17 protein-coding genes are annotated in these 16,698 nt (G+C 74.5%); 9 read left to right on the top strand and 8 right to left on the bottom strand.

Annotated features, from left to right (window positions below):
- Nucleotides 1–59: 59 nt before the first annotated feature.
- Both ABT345_RS04600 and ABT345_RS04595 read right to left on the bottom strand, forming a co-directional pair.
- Nucleotides 60–494, bottom strand: coding sequence for a GNAT family N-acetyltransferase (locus ABT345_RS04600; protein ID WP_345081840.1), 435 nt, complete (start codon nucleotides 492–494; stop codon nucleotides 60–62).
- Between the two features lie 113 nt (nucleotides 495–607).
- Nucleotides 608–1,504: a TIGR03621 family F420-dependent LLM class oxidoreductase gene (locus tag ABT345_RS04595; RefSeq protein ID WP_345081837.1), complete on the bottom strand. Its 897-nt coding sequence runs from the start codon at nucleotides 1,502–1,504 to the stop codon at nucleotides 608–610.
- Between the two features lie 358 nt (nucleotides 1,505–1,862).
- Between ABT345_RS04595 and ABT345_RS04590 the strand changes: the two genes are divergently transcribed.
- The 3 genes from ABT345_RS04590 (at nucleotide 1,863) to ABT345_RS04580 (ending at nucleotide 4,700) form a co-directional block, all read left to right on the top strand.
- On the top strand, nucleotides 1,863–2,375 hold the full coding sequence (locus ABT345_RS04590) for a hypothetical protein (RefSeq protein WP_345081834.1): 513 nt from the start codon (nucleotides 1,863–1,865) through the stop codon (nucleotides 2,373–2,375).
- A gap of 104 nt (nucleotides 2,376–2,479) precedes the next feature.
- Nucleotides 2,480–3,325 (top strand): DUF4097 family beta strand repeat-containing protein, encoded by an 846-nt coding sequence (locus ABT345_RS04585; protein WP_345081831.1) that lies wholly within the window; start codon nucleotides 2,480–2,482, stop codon nucleotides 3,323–3,325.
- Nucleotides 3,326–3,473: 148 nt separating this feature from the next.
- On the top strand, nucleotides 3,474–4,700 hold the full coding sequence (locus ABT345_RS04580; RefSeq protein WP_345081828.1) for a cytochrome P450: 1,227 nt from the start codon (nucleotides 3,474–3,476) through the stop codon (nucleotides 4,698–4,700).
- A gap of 61 nt (nucleotides 4,701–4,761) precedes the next feature.
- On the opposite strand, the gene ABT345_RS04575 is transcribed toward ABT345_RS04580, so the two are convergent.
- Entirely contained in the window at nucleotides 4,762–5,403 is a 642-nt protein-coding gene (locus tag ABT345_RS04575) for a GntR family transcriptional regulator (RefSeq protein ID WP_345081825.1), read from the bottom strand.
- A 157-nt stretch (nucleotides 5,404–5,560) separates the two neighbouring features.
- On the opposite strand from ABT345_RS04575, the gene ABT345_RS04570 reads away from it, so the two are divergent.
- The 4 genes from ABT345_RS04570 (at nucleotide 5,561) to ABT345_RS04555 (ending at nucleotide 8,811) form a co-directional block, all read left to right on the top strand.
- Nucleotides 5,561–6,589: a DMT family transporter gene (locus tag ABT345_RS04570; RefSeq protein ID WP_345081822.1), complete on the top strand. Its 1,029-nt coding sequence runs from the start codon at nucleotides 5,561–5,563 to the stop codon at nucleotides 6,587–6,589.
- A 105-nt stretch (nucleotides 6,590–6,694) separates the two neighbouring features.
- Nucleotides 6,695–6,964 (top strand): hypothetical protein, encoded by a 270-nt coding sequence (locus ABT345_RS04565; RefSeq protein ID WP_345081819.1) that lies wholly within the window; start codon nucleotides 6,695–6,697, stop codon nucleotides 6,962–6,964.
- Nucleotides 6,961–7,332: a fic family toxin-antitoxin system, toxin component gene (locus ABT345_RS04560; protein WP_345081816.1), complete on the top strand. Its 372-nt coding sequence runs from the start codon at nucleotides 6,961–6,963 to the stop codon at nucleotides 7,330–7,332. The genes ABT345_RS04565 and ABT345_RS04560 overlap by 4 nt, the downstream gene beginning before the upstream one ends.
- A gap of 210 nt (nucleotides 7,333–7,542) precedes the next feature.
- Nucleotides 7,543–8,811 (top strand): MFS transporter, encoded by a 1,269-nt coding sequence (locus tag ABT345_RS04555; RefSeq protein WP_345081813.1) that lies wholly within the window; start codon nucleotides 7,543–7,545, stop codon nucleotides 8,809–8,811.
- 116 nt (nucleotides 8,812–8,927) lie between these two features.
- Here ABT345_RS04555 and bioD read toward each other — a convergent pair whose 3' ends face one another.
- The 3 genes from bioD to bioB all read right to left on the bottom strand — a co-directional run bounded on the left by bioD (nucleotide 8,928) and on the right by bioB (nucleotide 12,190).
- Nucleotides 8,928–9,629, bottom strand: coding sequence for a dethiobiotin synthase (gene bioD, locus ABT345_RS04550; RefSeq protein ID WP_345081811.1), 702 nt, complete (start codon nucleotides 9,627–9,629; stop codon nucleotides 8,928–8,930).
- Nucleotides 9,630–9,717: 88 nt separating this feature from the next.
- The gene (locus ABT345_RS04545; RefSeq protein ID WP_345081808.1) at nucleotides 9,718–11,022 is read right to left on the bottom strand and encodes an adenosylmethionine--8-amino-7-oxononanoate transaminase; all 1,305 of its coding nucleotides are present in this window, start codon (nucleotides 11,020–11,022) and stop codon (nucleotides 9,718–9,720) included.
- On the bottom strand, nucleotides 11,015–12,190 hold the full coding sequence (gene bioB / locus ABT345_RS04540) for a biotin synthase BioB (RefSeq protein WP_345081805.1): 1,176 nt from the start codon (nucleotides 12,188–12,190) through the stop codon (nucleotides 11,015–11,017). The genes ABT345_RS04545 and bioB overlap by 8 nt, the downstream gene beginning before the upstream one ends.
- Nucleotides 12,191–12,390: 200 nt before the next feature.
- Here bioB and ABT345_RS04535 point away from each other — a divergent pair, with 200 nt between their 5' ends.
- Both ABT345_RS04535 and ABT345_RS04530 read left to right on the top strand, forming a co-directional pair.
- Nucleotides 12,391–13,596 carry an 8-amino-7-oxononanoate synthase gene (locus ABT345_RS04535; protein WP_345081802.1) on the top strand — a complete coding sequence of 402 codons (1,206 nt, stop codon included), beginning with the start codon at nucleotides 12,391–12,393 and terminating at the stop codon, nucleotides 13,594–13,596.
- A 258-nt stretch (nucleotides 13,597–13,854) separates the two neighbouring features.
- The gene (locus tag ABT345_RS04530; protein WP_345081799.1) at nucleotides 13,855–14,283 is read left to right on the top strand and encodes an ATP-binding protein; all 429 of its coding nucleotides are present in this window, start codon (nucleotides 13,855–13,857) and stop codon (nucleotides 14,281–14,283) included.
- A gap of 16 nt (nucleotides 14,284–14,299) precedes the next feature.
- Here the strand turns inward: ABT345_RS04530 and ABT345_RS04525 are convergent, their stop codons facing one another.
- The gene (locus ABT345_RS04525; protein ID WP_345081796.1) at nucleotides 14,300–14,764 is read right to left on the bottom strand and encodes a C40 family peptidase; all 465 of its coding nucleotides are present in this window, start codon (nucleotides 14,762–14,764) and stop codon (nucleotides 14,300–14,302) included.
- A gap of 637 nt (nucleotides 14,765–15,401) precedes the next feature.
- Nucleotides 15,402–16,343: a M28 family metallopeptidase gene (locus tag ABT345_RS04520; RefSeq protein WP_345081793.1), complete on the bottom strand. Its 942-nt coding sequence runs from the start codon at nucleotides 16,341–16,343 to the stop codon at nucleotides 15,402–15,404.
- Nucleotides 16,344–16,698 lie beyond the last annotated feature (355 nt).

Raw genomic sequence — 16,698 nt, 5'->3', positions numbered from 1 at the left:
GGCTTCCCGCTGGACCTGCGCGGTCCGGCGGGAAGCCCCAGGGTGTGGCGACGGCCGGCTCAGCCCTCCGCGGGCAGCGGCTTCACCCAGCGTCGCCAGTGGTCCTCGCGGTGGTAGCCCGCGGCGGCCCAGGTGTGGTGCGCCGGTTCGTTGGCCTCCAGGACCATGGCGTCGATCCGGCGGCCGCCCAGCGCCCGGAACCGCTCCTGCGCCGCGTCCATCAGGGCGGTGGCGACGCCCTGCCGGCGGTGGCCGGGATCGACGGCCAGCCGGTAGGCCGAGCACCGCCACCCGTCGAACCCGGCGATGACCGTCCCCACCAACTCCCCGTCCCGCTCGGCCAGCAGCAGGGACTCCGGGTCGCGGGTCAGCAGCCGGGTCATGCCGTCGTGGTCGTCGCTGATGCTGGTGCCCTCCGCGGCCGTACGCCAGAAGCGGAGTACGGCGTCGATGTCGGAGAGGCGGGCGCAGCGGATACGAAGATGATCACTCATGGCGCCATCCCATCAACGGCCCCGCGCGGACGTCGAACCCTTTCCACGATGCGGGCGGTCGCCCCGCGCCCGGCCCGCGGGGCCCAGCTGGACCCCGCGGACCCGCCCGGCCGTCAGCCGCGCCGCATCTCCGCGATCACCGGCGCGAACGCCTCCATCACCGGATCCAGCACGGTGATGTACGAGAACCCGAACCGCTCGCGCCGCTCGCGGAGTTGGTCCGCCATCTCGGCGGGCGTCCCGATGAGCAGCGTCGGCGCCTCCAACAGCTGCTTCGCGTCGAGCCCCAGGCCCTCCGCCGCCAACTCCCGCGCCGCCGCCCGGCGGTCGTCGGTCACCACCACCCGCTGGACCAGGATGTTCCGCTCGGCCAGTGTGGTGCGCCCGGCGGCCTCCTCGTATCCCGCGTAGCGGGCCACCGAATCCGCCACCTCCTCGGCGGACATCAGCTCCAGTGTGCCCTCGGTGCGCCCGGCCGCCTGCCGGACGCCGGAGAACGCGGTGATCTGCGCGTGCGCGGCGGCCAGCCGCAGCATCCGCGGGCCGTTGCCGCCGATCAGCAGCGGCGGACCCGGCTGCTGCGCCGGCTGCGGGGTGACCTCCGGGTCGCCCAGCAGCCGGCCCAACTCCTCGACGGTGCGGGTCAGATGGTCGACGCGCGCGCCGGGGGAGCCCCAGGGCAGCCCCGCCGTCTCGTGCTCGGCGCGGACGTAGCCGGTGCCCAGGCCCAGCTCCAGCCGCCCGCCGGTGAGCGCGTCGGTGGTGGCCACCTCGCGGGCGAGCAGCGCGGGGTTGGTGAAGCCGGCGTTGAGGACGAACGTGCCGACCCGCGGCCTGGAGGTCACCTCCGCGGCGGTGACCAGCGCCGGGAACGGTGCCGGGCGGCCGAGATGGTCCGGTACGAGCAGTACGTCGTAGCCCAGTTCCTCGGCCCGGCGGCAGGTGCGGCGCCAGGCGGCACCGGTGCCGAGGTTGAGGATGTTGAGTCCGAAGCGGAACGGTCGGGACATGCGATCCCCCTTGGTGGCGGGTACCCGAGGCCCGGTACCCGTGGGCGTGTTCGGGTGCGTCCGAACGGGCCCATGCAACCATGCGCGGCGCCGGTACGGAGCGATCTTTCGGGGAGTGCTGGGGAGGGGCGGGGGTGGCCGTGGGGCACGTGGCGCCATCGCTGGCGCTGCGTGATGCCAGATGGTGCCATTCTGTGCCATGGGGCGTCGCCTCGGATGTGAAGACGCGCGCTGCGGCATCCCGAGGATTGCTGGATTTTCTGCGTTCTCGCAGGTCGTGGACGTGTCCCGGGGCCTTCCTGGGATCTGCCATCGCGCAGGCTTGCGCATGGCGCCATTGTGATGCCACCATGACGCCATGGATCTCACCCCGTATGTCGACACTCTCCGCCGTGAACTCGCGGTGGCCGCCGAAGCCGGTGGGGGGGACGCCCGCGATCTGGCGGAGCGGCTCACCGCCCCGCTGGAGTCGGCCAGCCGGTTGGTGATGCTGCATGTGCTCTCCGCCGCGATGGACGAGATCACCCGGGAGCTGGCGCCGGGGTCGGTCGACGTGCGGCTGCGGGGTCTGGACCCGGACTTCGTGGTGACACCGCCGCCCGCCGCCCCCGTGGCGGAGACCGCCGCGCCGGTGGAGCCGCTCACGGCGCAGCCGCCCGTCGAGGGCGACGAGGGCGGCACGGCCCGCGTCAACCTCCGCCTACCGGCCGCCCTCAAGGCGCGCGCCGAGGAGGCCGCGGGCCGCGAGGGACTGTCGGTCAACGCCTGGCTGGTGCGGGCGGTGTCGTCCGCGGTCGACGGCGGCGCCCGGCCGGTCACCACCCAGCGGGCCCAGACGGTGGGACAGCGCTTCACTGGCTGGGTGCGCTAGCGCGCGCCGCGCCGGGGCCCGTAGCCGCACAGCCGTACACGTACCACTTCACACCGTCCCCCACCTGCGGGGACGCTCCAAGGACTCACGAGGACGGTTCAGCCATGCCTTCTTTCGACACCCCCGGGCCGATCGCGGTCGCCGCTCATCTGGACGCCGGCTCCCTTCAACTCCTGGCGGGGGAGCGCCGCGACACGGTCGTCGGCGTACGGCCCCGCGACCCGAAGCGGGATCAGGACGTCCGGGCCGCCGAGCAGGCCGAAGTCTCCTTCGCGGGCGGGGTGCTGACGCTCCGGACGCCCAAGCCGCGCTACCTCCTCGGGCGCACCGGCACCGTCGACGTGACCGTCGAACTGCCCGCGGGCTCGCGCGTCGAGGCGGCCGGCGCCTGGGTGCAGGTGCTGGGCGAGGGGCGGCTCGGTGAGGTGCGCGTCAAGACCTCGGCCGGTGACGTCCGCCTCGATGAGACCGGGCCGCTCCAGCTGACCGCCGCCCACGGTTCGGTCACCGTCGGCCGGGTCGAGGGCGCGGCGGAGATCGCCACCAGCTCCGGCAGTCTGCGGGTCGGGACGGTCGACGGTCCGGCCACCCTGAAGAACTCGCACGGCACCACGACCGTCGCCGCCGTGACCGGGGAGCTGCGGGTCAGCGGCGCCCACGGCGACATCGACATCGCCCGGGCCGAGGGGCCGGTCACCGCCACCACCGCGCACGGCGCCCTGCGGCTGGCCGATGTCGCCCGCGGCAGCGTGCAGTTGGAGACCGCCTCCGGCTCGATCGAGGTCGGCATCCGCGAATCCACCGCCGCCTGGATCGACGCCTCCTCCTCGTCCGGTCAGGTACGCAACGCGCTCACCTCCGCCGAAGCCCCGGGCGCGGCCGAGGACACGGTCGAGATCCACGCCCGCACCCGCCACGGCAACATCGAGATCCTCCGCGCCCGGCGCTGACCGCCGGCGCCGGCCCCCGGCCACCGCCGGGTCCCGCCTTCCGCCGTCGCCGGGGAAAGGCTCCGTACCTCTCATGTACCTGCCGCCGCACGGGCTCATCCGTGTCATGCCCATGTCCCAGCGCTATCCCGCCATGAAAGGGCACCCCATGTCTTCCACCGCATCCGTCCCGCTCGGCCTCCCGATGGAGCGCGACGCCGGTCCCTTCGACCCGCCCCGGGCGATATCCCGGTTGCGCGACGCACGCCCCGTCAGCCCGCTGCGCTTCCCCGACGGGCACGAGGGACGGCTGGTCACCGGCCACGAGGAGGCCCGGCAGCTGCTGGCCGACAACCGGTTCAGCTCCCGCCAGGACCTCGGCGTCCTCCACATCCCGTACGAGACGCCGGGCATGCCCGTGCCGACCGAACCGTCACCGCAGGTGCCGGGCCTGTTCATCGCCATGGACCCGCCGGACCACACCCGGCTGCGGCGCAAGCTCACCGGTGCGTTCACCGTCAAGCGGATGAGAAGCCTTGAGGCGCACCTCGCCGACATCGTCGAGCGGCAGCTGGACGCCCTCGCGCATCTGGCCCCGCCGGTCGACCTGGTCAAGGAGTTCGCGCTGCCGGTGCCCTCGCTGGTCATCTGCGAACTGCTCGGCGTCCCCTACGAGGACCGCGACACCTTCCAGGCCAACTCCGCCCGCTTCATGCTCAAGGAACAGCCGCTGGAGGAGAAGATCGCCGCGTACGGCGCGATGACCTCGTACCTCGCCGAGCTGGTCGCCCGCAAGCGCGCCGCACCCGGCGACGACCTCCTCTCCGATCTGGCCCGCCACGACGACCTCACCGCCGAGGAACTGACCGGCATCGCCTTCCTGCTGCTGCTCGCGGGCCACGAGACCACCGCCAACCTGCTGGGCCTGGGAGCCTTCGCGCTCCTGGAGAACCCCGGGCAACTGGCCGCACTGCGCGCCGAACCGGAGCTGATGCCGGGCGCCGTCGAGGAGCTGCTGCGGTACCTGTCCGTCGCCGACATCTTCTACCGCTACGCCACGGAGGACATCGAGCTGGGCGGCGAGATCATTCCCGAGGGCTCGACCGTCGTCGTCTCCCTGCTGGCCGCCAACCGCGACCCCCGCCGCTTCGATGACCCCGACACGCTGGACATCCGACGCAACGCCCGCGGCCATCTCTCCTTCGGGCACGGCGTCCACCAGTGCCTGGGCCAGCAGCTGGCCCGGATCGAGATGCGCGCCGGGTTCGCGGCACTGCTGCGCCGCTTCCCGGACCTCGCCCTCGCCGTCCCCGCCGACCAGGTGCCGCTGCGGACCGACATGAACATCTACGGCGTCCACGCCCTGCCGGTCACCTGGACGGAAACGGCCCGCTAGCCGCCGGAACACGGACTGAGCGCCTGCCCGGGACCGTGCGCGAACGGTCCCGGGCAGACGCTCAGTCCGCCGTCGTGCCCAGACCGCTCCAGATCTCCCCGGACAGGGCCACCGCGGTCTCCGTCGCGCCCACCGCGCAGGCGTCGATCAGCGCGTCGTGCCGGGCGGCCGAGGAGCGCGCCGCCGCCCCGGAGAACCGGAGCCGCTCCCACCGGCGCAGCAGCGGCGTGTACCGGCGCACCGTCTCGGCGAGCGCGGCGTTGCCGCAGACCTCGACCGGGACGGCGTGCAGCGCATCGTCCGCGGTGAGCGCCGCCGTGGTGTCCTCGGCGTCCAGCGCGCGGACGAAGTCCTCGTTGGCCGCCCGCATCCGCCCCAGATCGCCGGCGGTCAGCCGCGGCACCGCCTCCCGTACGGCCAGTGCGTGCATCGCCTGCACCACCGCGAGCGCGTCCCGGGTCTCCTGCGCGTCGACCGGCGCGACCCGCGTGTAGCTCTGCGGCTTCGACTCCACCAGGCGCTCCCCGGCCAATCGCGCCAGGGCCTGGCGGACCGGCGCGCGGGACAGGCCCAGGCGCGCGGCCAGCTCGGCGTCGTTGAGTTTCTGCCCGGGAGGCAGCTCACCGGAGACGATCGCCTCCAGCAGCGCGTCGTACGCCTCGTCGCGCAGCAGCCTTCTCGGGACCGGTTCCAGTGCGGTCACCAGGCGATCCTAAGGCGCCGCCGCGGGGGTGCCGGGGCCGGGCGCCGCGGGCCGTGCCGGGTGCCGTACCGTGGCCGGAAACCACTGACATTTCAGATGTCAGCTGCTCGGACGCGCGCCCGCCCGGCGCGACGGCCTCGACACGGGAGAGACGACTGTGCGGATACGCCCCGGCCGCCCGCGCCGGACACCGGCCCTCGCCACGCCCATGGCCCTCGGCATCCTCGCCGCCGCCGGATTCGCCATGAGCTTCGTGCTCAACCGGGCGATGAGCCTGTCCGGCGGCTCGTGGCTGTGGACCGCGAGCCTGCGCTACCTCTTCATGGTGGTGCCGATGACCGCCCTGGTCGCGGTCCGCGGCGGTCTGCCCGCCGTGCTGCGCAGCCTGCGCACCCGCCCCGCCCGCTGGCTCCTGTGGTCGACGATCGGCTTCGGCCTCTTCTACGCGCCGCTCGCCTGGGCGTCCCAGGCGGGCGCCGGATGGCTGGTCGCCTCGACCTGGCAGCTGGTCATCGTCGCGGGCATCGCCATCGGCGCGCTGGGCGGCGGCCGGGTCCCGCTGCGCACCGTCCTGGTCTCCGTGCTGATCGTCATCGGCGTCGTCCTGACCCAGCTGGAACACGCCGGGGACACGGGCGCCGCCACCGCGTTCACGGTGGTGGTCCCGGTGCTGATCGCGGCGGTCGCCTACCCGCTCGGCAACCGCATGCTGCTCGGCACCGACGGGCTCGACGGCGTCCAGCGGACCCTTGCGATGACGCTCGGCTCGCTGCCGCTGTGGCTGGTGCTGGCGGCCACCGCGGGCATCACCGCGGGGCCGCCGTCCGGCGGGCAGCTGGTGCAGTCCGTGATCGTCGCGCTGGCCTCCGGCGTCCTCGCCACGACGCTCTTCTTCCGCGCGACGGACCTCGTCCGCGACCACCCCGCGGCGCTCGGCGCGGTCGAGGCGACGCAGGCGGCCGAGGTGCCGTTCACCCTGCTCGGCGAGGCGCTGCTGCTCGGCGTCGCGGCGCCCGCGCCGATCGGCTGGCTCGGGCTCGCGCTGATCCTCGCCGGGCTGTGCGTGCACGCCCTCGGCCACGGGCCCGCGGACGGGGACGCCGCACCCGCCGCGGCCCCGGACGCCTCGCCCTCCGCGACGGTCCCGCTCGCCCCGCACGGCAGCGGCGCCCGGCCCGGTCCCTGAGCCGCGCCGGGGCGCGCGCCGCGGGGTGGGGCGGGGCGTACGGCTCCGCTTGCCGCCCCCGCCGGCCGCTTGCCGGTGCTAGCAGATGCGCGCTAGCGTGAAGAAGTGGCGAAAACACAGTTGAACGTCCGCGTGGACGAAGCCACCGCCGAGGCGGCCCGGGAGCGGGCCCTGCAGCGGGGAGTGAGCGTGAATCGCTATATCGAGGAACTCGTCCTCCGGGACGCCGGAGAGGCCGGCCAGACCTTCGTCGAGGCGGCCTCCGACTTCATGAAGCAGTACGAGCGCGTCTTCGCCGAGGAATTCGGCCGCGGTGCGGCGGGGCCCGGGCGCGGCGCGGCCGGCGGCAGGGAAGGACACCCGGGCAAGAAGTGACGCTCCGCATCGACCTCGCCTGGCTCCTCCTCATCGCCGAACAGCACACCCCGGGCGACCCCGCGGTCACCGACTGGGGCGCCCTCGTCGCCGCCGTCAGCCGCCATGAAGCGGAGATCCTCGGCGTCCCCGTCTACACCGACCCCCCGGACCGCGCCGCGGCGCTCCTCCAAATCCTGCTGCGCGTACCGGCGTTGGAGCGGTCCAACGCGATGTTCGCGACGGCCGTGGCCTACGGCTACCTGGTCGCCAGCGGCCTGAAGATCGCGACCTCGCCCGAGCGCGTCCGCGACCTCGCCCGCCTCGTCAAGGACGACACCACCGAACTCTCCGCCATCGCCGACGAACTGCGCAGCTGGACGGTCTGACGCCGGCGCCCGGCCGCGCGATCGGGCGCCCGTGCGAACGAATCGCGCCACGCCCTCTAGAATGGCCCTTCGGCCCCGCGCGCGGCCGGACACGGTGGGCACGCGGCACCGGCGGCATCCCGTACGGGAGACACCGACCGCCTTCGGCCCGGCCGTTGACCCCCCAGGTCGGCAGGTCGCCCCCGCTCCGTACGCAGCACTGAAGGACGCATGCCCCAGCACCCCGCGCCGGCCCCCACACCCCTCTCCGAGACGACGGCCGCGGATCCCGCGGCGCCCGACGCCGCCGCGGACCGCTACGCCCGCAAGGCCGTCGTCGCCTCCGCCGTCGGCTACGGCCTCGAAGGCTTCGACCTCCTCATCCTCAGCTTCGCGCTCTCCGCCGTCACCGCCGGACTCCACCTGACGTCCACCCAGGCCGGATCGCTGACCACCCTCACCCTCATCGGCTGCGTCGCCGGCGGCCTCCTCTTCGGGATGCTCTCCGACCGCCTCGGCCGGATCCGGGTGCTGTCCTGGTCGATCGTGCTCTTCGCCGTCTTCACCGGCGCCACCGCCCTCGCCCAGGACTTCCCGCAGCTCGCCGCCTTCCGCTTCCTCGCCGGGATGGGCATCGGCGGCGAGTTCGGCATCGGCATGGCGCTCGCCGCCGAGGCGTTCCCCAGCCGCAAACGCGCCCGCGGCACCTCGTACGTCGGCCTCGGCTGGCAGGCGGGTGTCCTCGCCGCCGCCCTCGTCTCCGCGCCCGTCATCAACGCCTGGGGCTGGCGCGCCCTCTTCGCGCTCGGCGTGGTGCCCGCCCTCGCCGCGTTCTGCTTCCGCCGCACCATGCGGGAGCCGGCCGCGTTCACCGCCGCAGCCGACCGCGCCCGCCCGGCCACCGCACCGCTGCGCAGCCTCGTCGGCACGCCCGCCGCGCGCCGCGCCACCCTCGGCGTCCTCGTCCTGACCTCGGTCCAGAACTTTGGCTACTACGGCCTGATGACCTGGCTGCCCAGCTATCTCTCCCAGCAGTTCGGCTACAGCCTCACCAAGTCCGGCGCCTGGACCGCCGTCACCGTCCTCGGGATGGCCTGCGGCATCCTCGCCTTCGGCCACCTCGCCGACCGCATCGGCCGCCGCCCCACCTTCTGGCTCTTCCAGGCGGGCGCGGTCGTCACCGTCCTCGCCTACGCCACCCTCACCACGCCCGTCGCGCTGCTCATCGGCGGCGCCGTCATGGGCGCGTTCGTCAACGGCATGACCGGCGGCTACGGCGCGCTCATCGCCGAGCTGTACCCGACGCACGCCCGCGCCACCGCGCAGAACGTGCTGTTCAACCTCGGCCGCGGCGTCGGCGGCTTCGCCCCGCTCGTCGTCGCACTGGTCGCCGGGAGCTTCGGCTTCCAGAAGGCCATCGGCCTGCTCGCGGTCCTCTACGTCCTGGACATGGCCGCGATGTTCCTCATCCCCGAACGCAAGGGCGCGGCCCTGGACTGACCGCCGCCACGGCGCTGATCCCGGGGCCCGCCGGACGGGCGCGGCCCCGGGCGCCGTACCGCTCCCGGACGGTGCGCCCCGCGGCTCTCACCGGATCCGGCCGGCCCCGGCCCCGCTCAGCCCGGCAGCCGGAACGCCCCCGAGCCGCCGAGCGCGGGGGCCAGCCACCTTGGGGCCGCGGAGCGGAACGCGGCCGGCGGCAGGCTTCCGGCGCCCTCCGGGACCAGGCCGAGCAGCGGGGCGTTCGCCGCCGCGGGCAGGTCGTCGAGGTTGCAGCGGGAGGCCAGGTCCGGTTCGGCCGGCCAGCTGCCGATCACCACACCCGCGCAGCGCAGGCCGTGGCTGCGCAGGGCCAGCGCGGTCAGCGCGGTCGCGTTGAGCGTGCCGAGACCGGCCTCCGCCACCACCAGCACCGGTGCGTTCGCCCGCCGCGCCGCGTCCGCGAGGGTGTGACCGTCCGCGTCGAACCGCACCAGCAGCCCGCCCGCGCCCTCCACCAGCACCAGATCGTGCGAGGCCGCCAGCTTCTCGGCGGCGTCGGCGACCTCCTGCGGCCCGACCTGCGCCCGGCCCGCCCGCGCGGCCGCCGTCGCCGGGGCCAACGGCTCGGGGAACCGCGCCAGCTCCTCCGCCGTCACAGCTCCCGCCAGCCGCGCCACCTCCGCCGCGTCACCCGGCTCGTCCGGCCCGACGCCGGTCTGCGCCGGCTTGAGCACGGCCACCGAACGGCCCGCCGCGAGCGCCGCCGCGGCCAGCGCCGCCGTCGTCACGGTCTTGCCGATCCCGGTGCCGGTACCCGTCACGAACAGCACCGTCATGGTGTCTCCTTCAGCTTTGTCGTACAGAGAAATCCCGGGGAAACGGGGGAAGGGACGGGCGCCCCGGAGGGCCGGGGCGCCCGCGCCGTCAGCCCGGCCGGGCGGCCGCGCACACCGCGGCGCAGATCCGGGCCACGTCGTCGTCGCCGGTGACGTACGGCGGCATGGTGTAGACGAGGTCCCGGAACGGGCGCAGCCACACGCCCTCGCGGACCGCCGCCGCCGTCGCCGCGGCCATGTCCACCTCGTGATCGAGCTGGACGACACCGATCGCGCCCAGTACCCGCACGTCCCGCACCCCGGGAAGCTCCCGGGCCGCCGCCAGGCCCGTCCGCAGCCCGGACTCGATACGGCGCACCTCGCCCGCCCAGTCCTGCGACAGCAGCAGCTCGACGCTGGCGCCCGCGACGGCGGTGGCCAGCGGATTGCCCATGAACGTCGGCCCGTGCGCCAGCACCGGTACCTCGCCGCGCGAGATGCCCGCCGCCACCCGAGCCGTGCACAGCGTCGCCGCCAGCGTCAGATAACCGCCGGTCAGCGCCTTGCCCAGACACATCACATCAGGGGCGACCCCGGCGTGCCCGGCGGCGAAGAGCGAGCCCGTACGGCCGAAGCCGGTGGCGATCTCGTCGAAGACCAGCAGCACGCCGTGGGCGTCGCACGCCTCGCGCAGCACCCGCAGATAGCCGGGGGAGTGGAACACCATCCCGCCCGCGCCCTGCACCACCGGCTCCACGATCACCGCGGCCAGCTCCTCGGCGTGCCGGGCGATCAGCTCCCGCAGATGGTTCGCGTACGCCTCGTCGACCGGCGCGTCGAAGCCCGGCGGCGGCGCGTCCGCGAAGATCTGCCGCGGCAGCACCCCCCGCCACAGCTCGTGCATCCCGCCCTCGGGGTCGCACACCGACATCGGGTGCCAGGTGTCGCCGTGGTAGCCGCCGCGCCAGGTCAGCAGCCGCTGCTTGCGTGGGCGGCCCACCGACCGCCAGTACTGCAGACACATCTTGGCGGCGACCTCGACCGCCACCGAACCGGAGTCGGCGAGGAAGACATGGCGCAGCGGCTCCGGTGTGATCGCGACCAGCCGCTCGGCGAGCCGCACGGCGGGCTCATGGGTGAGCCCGCCGAACATCACATGGCTCATCCGCCCCAGCTGCTCGTGCGCCGCCTCGTCCAGCACCGGGTGGCGGTAGCCGTGCACCGCCGACCACCACGACGCCATCCCGTCGACCAACTCCCGGTGCCCGCCCGCCGGTTCCGCGAGGCGCAGCCGCACCCCGGCCGCCGACTCGACGACGAGCGGCGCGGCGCGCCCGGGCATCGGACCGTACGGATGCCAGACGTGCTGCCGGTCGAGGGCGAGCAGTTCGGCCGGGGCGAGCGGCTCAGGCATTGGGCGGCAGCTCCGTGCCCGCGCCCCGGCGGCGCACCGCCACCAGACCGCGCCGCGCCTCCTCGGAAGGGGCATCGGCGGCCTGCTCGGGGACCTCGGCGGCGCCGTGGCAGCCGCCCGCCTCCGCATCGCCGCAGCCGCCGTCACCGCAGGCGCTGCCCGGGAGGCGGTGCTCGGGCAGCGTGGTCGTACCGGCGCCCTCCACCTCGAAACCGGCGTCCGCGATCATCGCGAGGTCGTCCTTGCCGGCCTGGCCCTCACTGGTCAGGTAGTCGCCCAGGAACAGGGAGTTGACGAGGTGCAGCGCCAGCGGCTGCATGCTGCGCAGATGCACCTCGCGCCCGCCGGCCAGCCGGACCTCGACGTCCGGGCAGACGAACCGGGTCATCGCCAGGATCCGCAGCGCCCGCTGCGGCGTGAGGTTCCACTCCTTCGCCAGCGGCGTCCCCTCGAACGGGATCAGGAAGTTCACCGGCACCGAGTCCGGGTCCAGCTCCCGCAGCGCGAACACCACGTCGACGAGGTCCGCGTCGCTCTCGCCCATCCCGGCGATCAGCCCGGAGCACGCCGACATCCCGGCCGCCTGCGCCTGCCGGACCGTCTCCACCCGGTCGCCGAAGTCATGGGTGGTGCAGATGTCGCCGTACGTCGCCTCGGAGGTGTTGAGGTTGTGGTTGTAGGCGTCCGCGCCGGCTTCCCGCAGCCGTCCGGCCTGGCCGTCCGTCAGCAGCCCGAGGCAGGCGCACACCTCGACGCCCTCGTTCTGCTCCTTGATGGCGGAGATGGTCTCCGACACCCGGTCGACGTCCCGGTCGGTCGGCCCGCGGCCGCTGGCCACCAGGCACACCCGCTTGGCGCCCCCGGCCACCCCGGCGGCCGCCGCCCGCGACGCCTCCTCCGGCTTCAGCCAGGTGTACTTGAGGATCTCCGCCTTCGACCCGAGCCGCTGCGAGCAGTACGAGCAGTCCTCGGGGCAGAGCCCGGACTTGAGGTTGACGAGGTAGTTGAGCTTCACCCGCCGGCCGAACCACTTGCGGCGCACCTTGCCGGCCGCGGCCACGACGTCGAGCAGGTCGTCATCGGACGTCGCCAGTACGGCGAGCGCCTCTTCACGGGTCGGCAGCTCGCGCCGCAGCCCCTTCTCCACCAACGTGTTCAGCAGCTCCATGGCGATGATCCTGACGTACGCCGGTGCCCCTGGCCAAGGAGGATTCCCACAACGCGGCCGGATCGGGGTGTGTGTATCACCACACCCTGGGGCGGTGGAACGACCGCTAACGTCTATCGGCAGTCCACAATCACCAACGGCCCCGCCCGCACCGCCGACGGCCCGCGCGGGCGGGGCCGCGAGGGAATCGAAGGAAGCCGATGCCAGCGGATCCCGCCCCGCCGCCGCCCCGTGACGCCCCCCGCGCCGACGCGGCCCCGCCGGACCTGGGCGCGGCGTTCGACTGGCTCGACGCGGCCCACAACGCACGGCTGCACGCCGGACTGCGCCGCACCCTGCGCCCCCGCTCCGCCTCCTGCGAACTGCTGGACCTGGCGAGCAACGACTACCTCGGCCTCGCCCGCCACCCGCTGGTCACCCGCGCCGCCGCACAGGCCGCACACCGCTGGGGCGCCGGATCCACCGGCTCCCGGCTGGTCACCGGCTCCACCGAACTCCACGCCACGCTGGAGGCCGAACTCGCCGCGTTCTGCGGCTTCGAGGCGGCCCTCGTCCTCTCCTCCGGGTACGCCGCCAACCTCGCCGCCGTCACCGCGCTGACCGGCCCCGGCACCCTCGTCGTCTCCGATGCCCAAAACCACGCCTCGCTCATCGACGGCTGCCGCCTCTCGCGCGCAGGCAAGGCCGTCGTCGCCCACGCCGACCCCGCCGCGGTGGACGCCGCCCTGTCCGCGCACGGCGGCCGGGCGCTCACCGTCACCGACGCGGTGTTCTCCGTCGACGGCGACGCCGCACCGCTGCCCGCCCTCGCCGCCGCCTGCCGCCGCCACGGCGCGGGCCTCCTCGTCGACGACGCCCACGGGCTCGGGGTGCTCGGCGACGGCGGGCGCGGCACCCTCGCCGCCGCCGGGCTCGCCGGGGCGCCGGACACCGTCGCCACCGTGACGCTGTCGAAGTCCCTCGGCTCCCAGGGCGGCGCGGTGCTGGGCCCGGCGCGCGTCATCGACCACCTGGTCAACACCGCGCGGACGTTCATCTTCGACACCGGACTCGCCCCGGCGGCGGCCGGCGCCGCCCTCGCCGCGCTGCGGCTGCTGCGCCGCGAACCGGAGCGCGCGGCCCGCACCCGCGAGGTCGCCGCCGCGCTGCACCACCGGCTGACCGCCGCCGGACTGGCCGCGGTCCGGCCGGATGCCGCCGTCGTCGCGGTCCGCGCGCCGTCGCCGGACGCCGCCGTCCGCTGGGCGGCCGACTGCCGGGCCGCCGGGCTGCTCGTCGGCTGCTTCCGCCCGCCATCCGTCCCCGACGGCGTCTCCCGGGTGCGCCTGACGGCCCGCGCGGACCTGACCGACACCCAACTGCGCGCGGCGGTACGGATCCTGACGGGGACGGCGCCGCGCGGCTGACCCGCCGGCGGCGCGTGCGCCGGAGCCGCCGTTAGCCGCCGCGCGGCCGCCGGGGGCCCGCGACCCGCTCTCACATCGGAGGATTCACCGCTTCGGGCGAGAGATATGGGCATTTCGTGGTGGATCGCGGGGCGTACCGGCAGCATGGACCGCCGGTCCGCACCCCGGCGTGCGCGGCCGATCCGGTGACCGAGCGGCGTCCCGCCTCCCGCCCGTGCGCCGGATCCGACCCCCGGTGGGAAGAAGGACGGCACCGCGATGGCAGATCACCAGGAATCCACCCTCACCCTCCCCGGCGCGCCGGAGTCGGTCGCGGCCGCGCGCAGGCACGTTTCCGCGGTGCTCGGCGCCTGGGGGCTGGACCGGGCCGCGCCGCTCACCGACGCGGTCCGGCTGATCGTCTCCGAGCTGGCCACCAACGCCGTCCGGCACACCGGCGACACCTCCCCGTACTTCACCGTCGCCCTGCGGCTCGACCGCGACGAGACGCTGACCGCGGGGGTCACCGACCGCGACCCCCGGCCGCCGCGGCAGCTCGCCGCCGACCTGTGCCGGGACGGCGGCCGCGGGCTGCTCATCGTCGGCCTGCTGGCCGCCGAGTCCGGGGGAGAGGTGGCGACGGTGGCGGAGCCGGGCGGCGGCAAGACCGTCCGGGTCCGGCTGCCGTGGCCGCCCGCCGGGGCGTGACGGGCGGCCACGCCGCTCAGCCGACCCGGCCGTACGACACCGCGCCGGACCAGATCTTCTCCAGCCGGACGACGGTGCCGGTGCGCGGCGCATGCCAGATGCGGCTGTGACCGGCGTAGATCCCGACGTGGTAGACGCCCCCGCGGCCGTGGAAGAAGACCAGGTCGCCCGCCTTGCGGGCGGCGGCGCGGATGTGGCGGGTGCGGTTGTACTGCGCGGCGGCGGTGCGTGGCAGGCTCCGTCCGGCGCGCTTGAAGGCGTACTGCGTCAGCCCCGAGCAGTCGAAGCGGTGCGGCCCCCGGGCGCCGTACTGGTAGGGCGCGCCCTTCTTGGACGCGGCGATCCGCACCGCCGTGGCGGAGACGGAGGTGGCGTCGGCGCCCGGGGGGAGCGCGACGGCCGCGCCGACGGTGGCGAGTGTGAGAGCGGAGATGGTTCCGGCCCGGGCGACCGCGGCCGGCACATGCATGCGCACAGTCATGCGCAAACCCTTCGTCAGCCGCCTGCGAAGGAAGACCTGTCGGGTTCGGGCAGGCGAAGGTGCCCGGCCGTGCGTACGGCTTCACCCCAAGGGGCGCGTCGGCCCGGGGCATGCGCCCCGGCTGCCGCGGCCCCGTCGTACTCGGGTCCTCCGCTCCTGCCGGTGCATCCGCGTCGACCTGCCGTCCGGGACGGCGGCAGGATTCGGCGTCCGCCCGGACCGCCCCGCCGCTGCGGCGGGGGCTTGTCGTCCAGGGGATCGTCACGCATGGGGCGGCCGGATTCTGCGCTGAAATGACGAAGTGTGACATTGGTCACAAATGTGTCAAATGGTGCTTTCGGGGCGTCCGGTGTCGGCCGCCGGAACCGGACGCGCGCCCCGGACCAGCGGGAAAGCGGCCGCGCGCGGTGCGGTGCGCACCGGCGTCCCGCAACGCGGCACCCCCGCGACCGCCCGGAACCGGCTGGTCCGTGCGGGCGAGCCCGGTCGGGCGAGGGGCGTCGGGTGCGACCGCCCCGGACCGGCGGCGCGCGGCGGCCGTCCGGAGCCGAGACGCGCCGCGGCCCGGCCGCCGGAGGGGCGACCGGGCCGCGGCCGGCCGGGTGGGGCCGGCCGGTGACGCACGGGGTGCGGAAGGTCAGGAGCTCAGCTCCCAGACCGCGTGGGCGATGGCGTCGGTGTGGTTGTCCAGCGCGGTGTCGTCGATGTTCTTCGCGGTGTCGCAGGACTCGTGGTAGCAGGCGTCGAACGCCTTGCCCGCCTCGCCGCCCCACGCCTTGGCCTGCGCGTCGGTCTTGATGTAGTCGGCGCCGGAGAACAGCCCGCCGACCGGGACGCCGGCGTCCTTGAACGGCGCGTGGTCGGAGCGGCCGTCGCCCTCGGTCTCCTTCTCGGTGGCGATGTTCTTGGTGGTGAACCAGTCCTTGAACACCTTCTCCAGCCGCGCGTCGTCGTCGTAGACGAAGTAGCCCGGGTTGGGGGAGCCGATCATGTCGAAGTTCAGGTACGAGTCGAGCTTCGCGGTGTCGGCGCCGAGCGAGTCGACGTAGTGGGAGGAGCCGATCATGCCGTCCTCCTCGTCGCCCCACCAGCCGAACCGCAGGTGCTTGGCGGGCTTGAGGTCCGCCTTGGCGACCGCGAGCGCGACCTCCAGGATGCCGGCCGAGCCGGAGCCGTTGTCGTTGATGCCGGGGCCCGCGGGGACGGAGTCGAGGTGGGCGCCGGACATCACGGTCTTGCTCTCGTCGCCGCCGGGCCAGTCGGCGATGAGGTTGTACCCCTTCGCGCCGCCGCTGCTGAACTCCTGGACCTTCGTGGTGAACCCGGCGGCGTCCAGCTTGCCCTTCACGTAGTCGATCGACTGCTGGTACCCGGCGGTGCCGTGGGCGCGGGTGCCGTCGTTGGCGTCGGCTATGGACTGGAACTTGGCCAGGTCGGCCTTGACGTCGGCCACCGGGATGTCCGGTGCGGCGGTCGGCGCGGTCGCCTGGGCGCTGGCCGCGACGCCGAGCAGACCGACGACGGCGGCGCAGGCGCCGGTGGCGAGGGTGAGGCGGCGGGTACGGGCGGTGCGAGTCACGGTGTGGCTCCGATACTGGTGTGGGGGGTGGTGCGGAGCGTTTTGACGCGCACATGAGGATCGTGACCGATCTCCACCCCGTCAAGAGCGGATACCGGACAGCGGCGTTCGGCCGGCGGTGACGGGTCCGGATTGCCCGGAGCATCCAATTCGCCGCGCCCGGGATGCGGTGTCCGATCGGTCCGGCGGACGTTCCGGGATGTGGAATTCCTCGCCGTATTCCCGCTGCCGGGAATTTCTGGTGTGGGAAATCCGGAAGGAGAATTCGGTTGCCGCTCGGTAACTCCCGGTAAGGGGGGATGTCCGCTCTCCGGTGCCGAGAAGGGTTTCGCAGGTGGCGGGCCGGGTGGCGGTA

The sequence above is a fragment of the Streptomyces sp. NPDC000404 genome, assembly GCF_040300365.1.
Classification (GTDB): Bacteria; Actinomycetota; Actinomycetes; order Streptomycetales; family Streptomycetaceae; genus Streptomyces; species Streptomyces ramulosus.
This window is presented reverse-complemented; position numbering and strand designations above follow the sequence as displayed.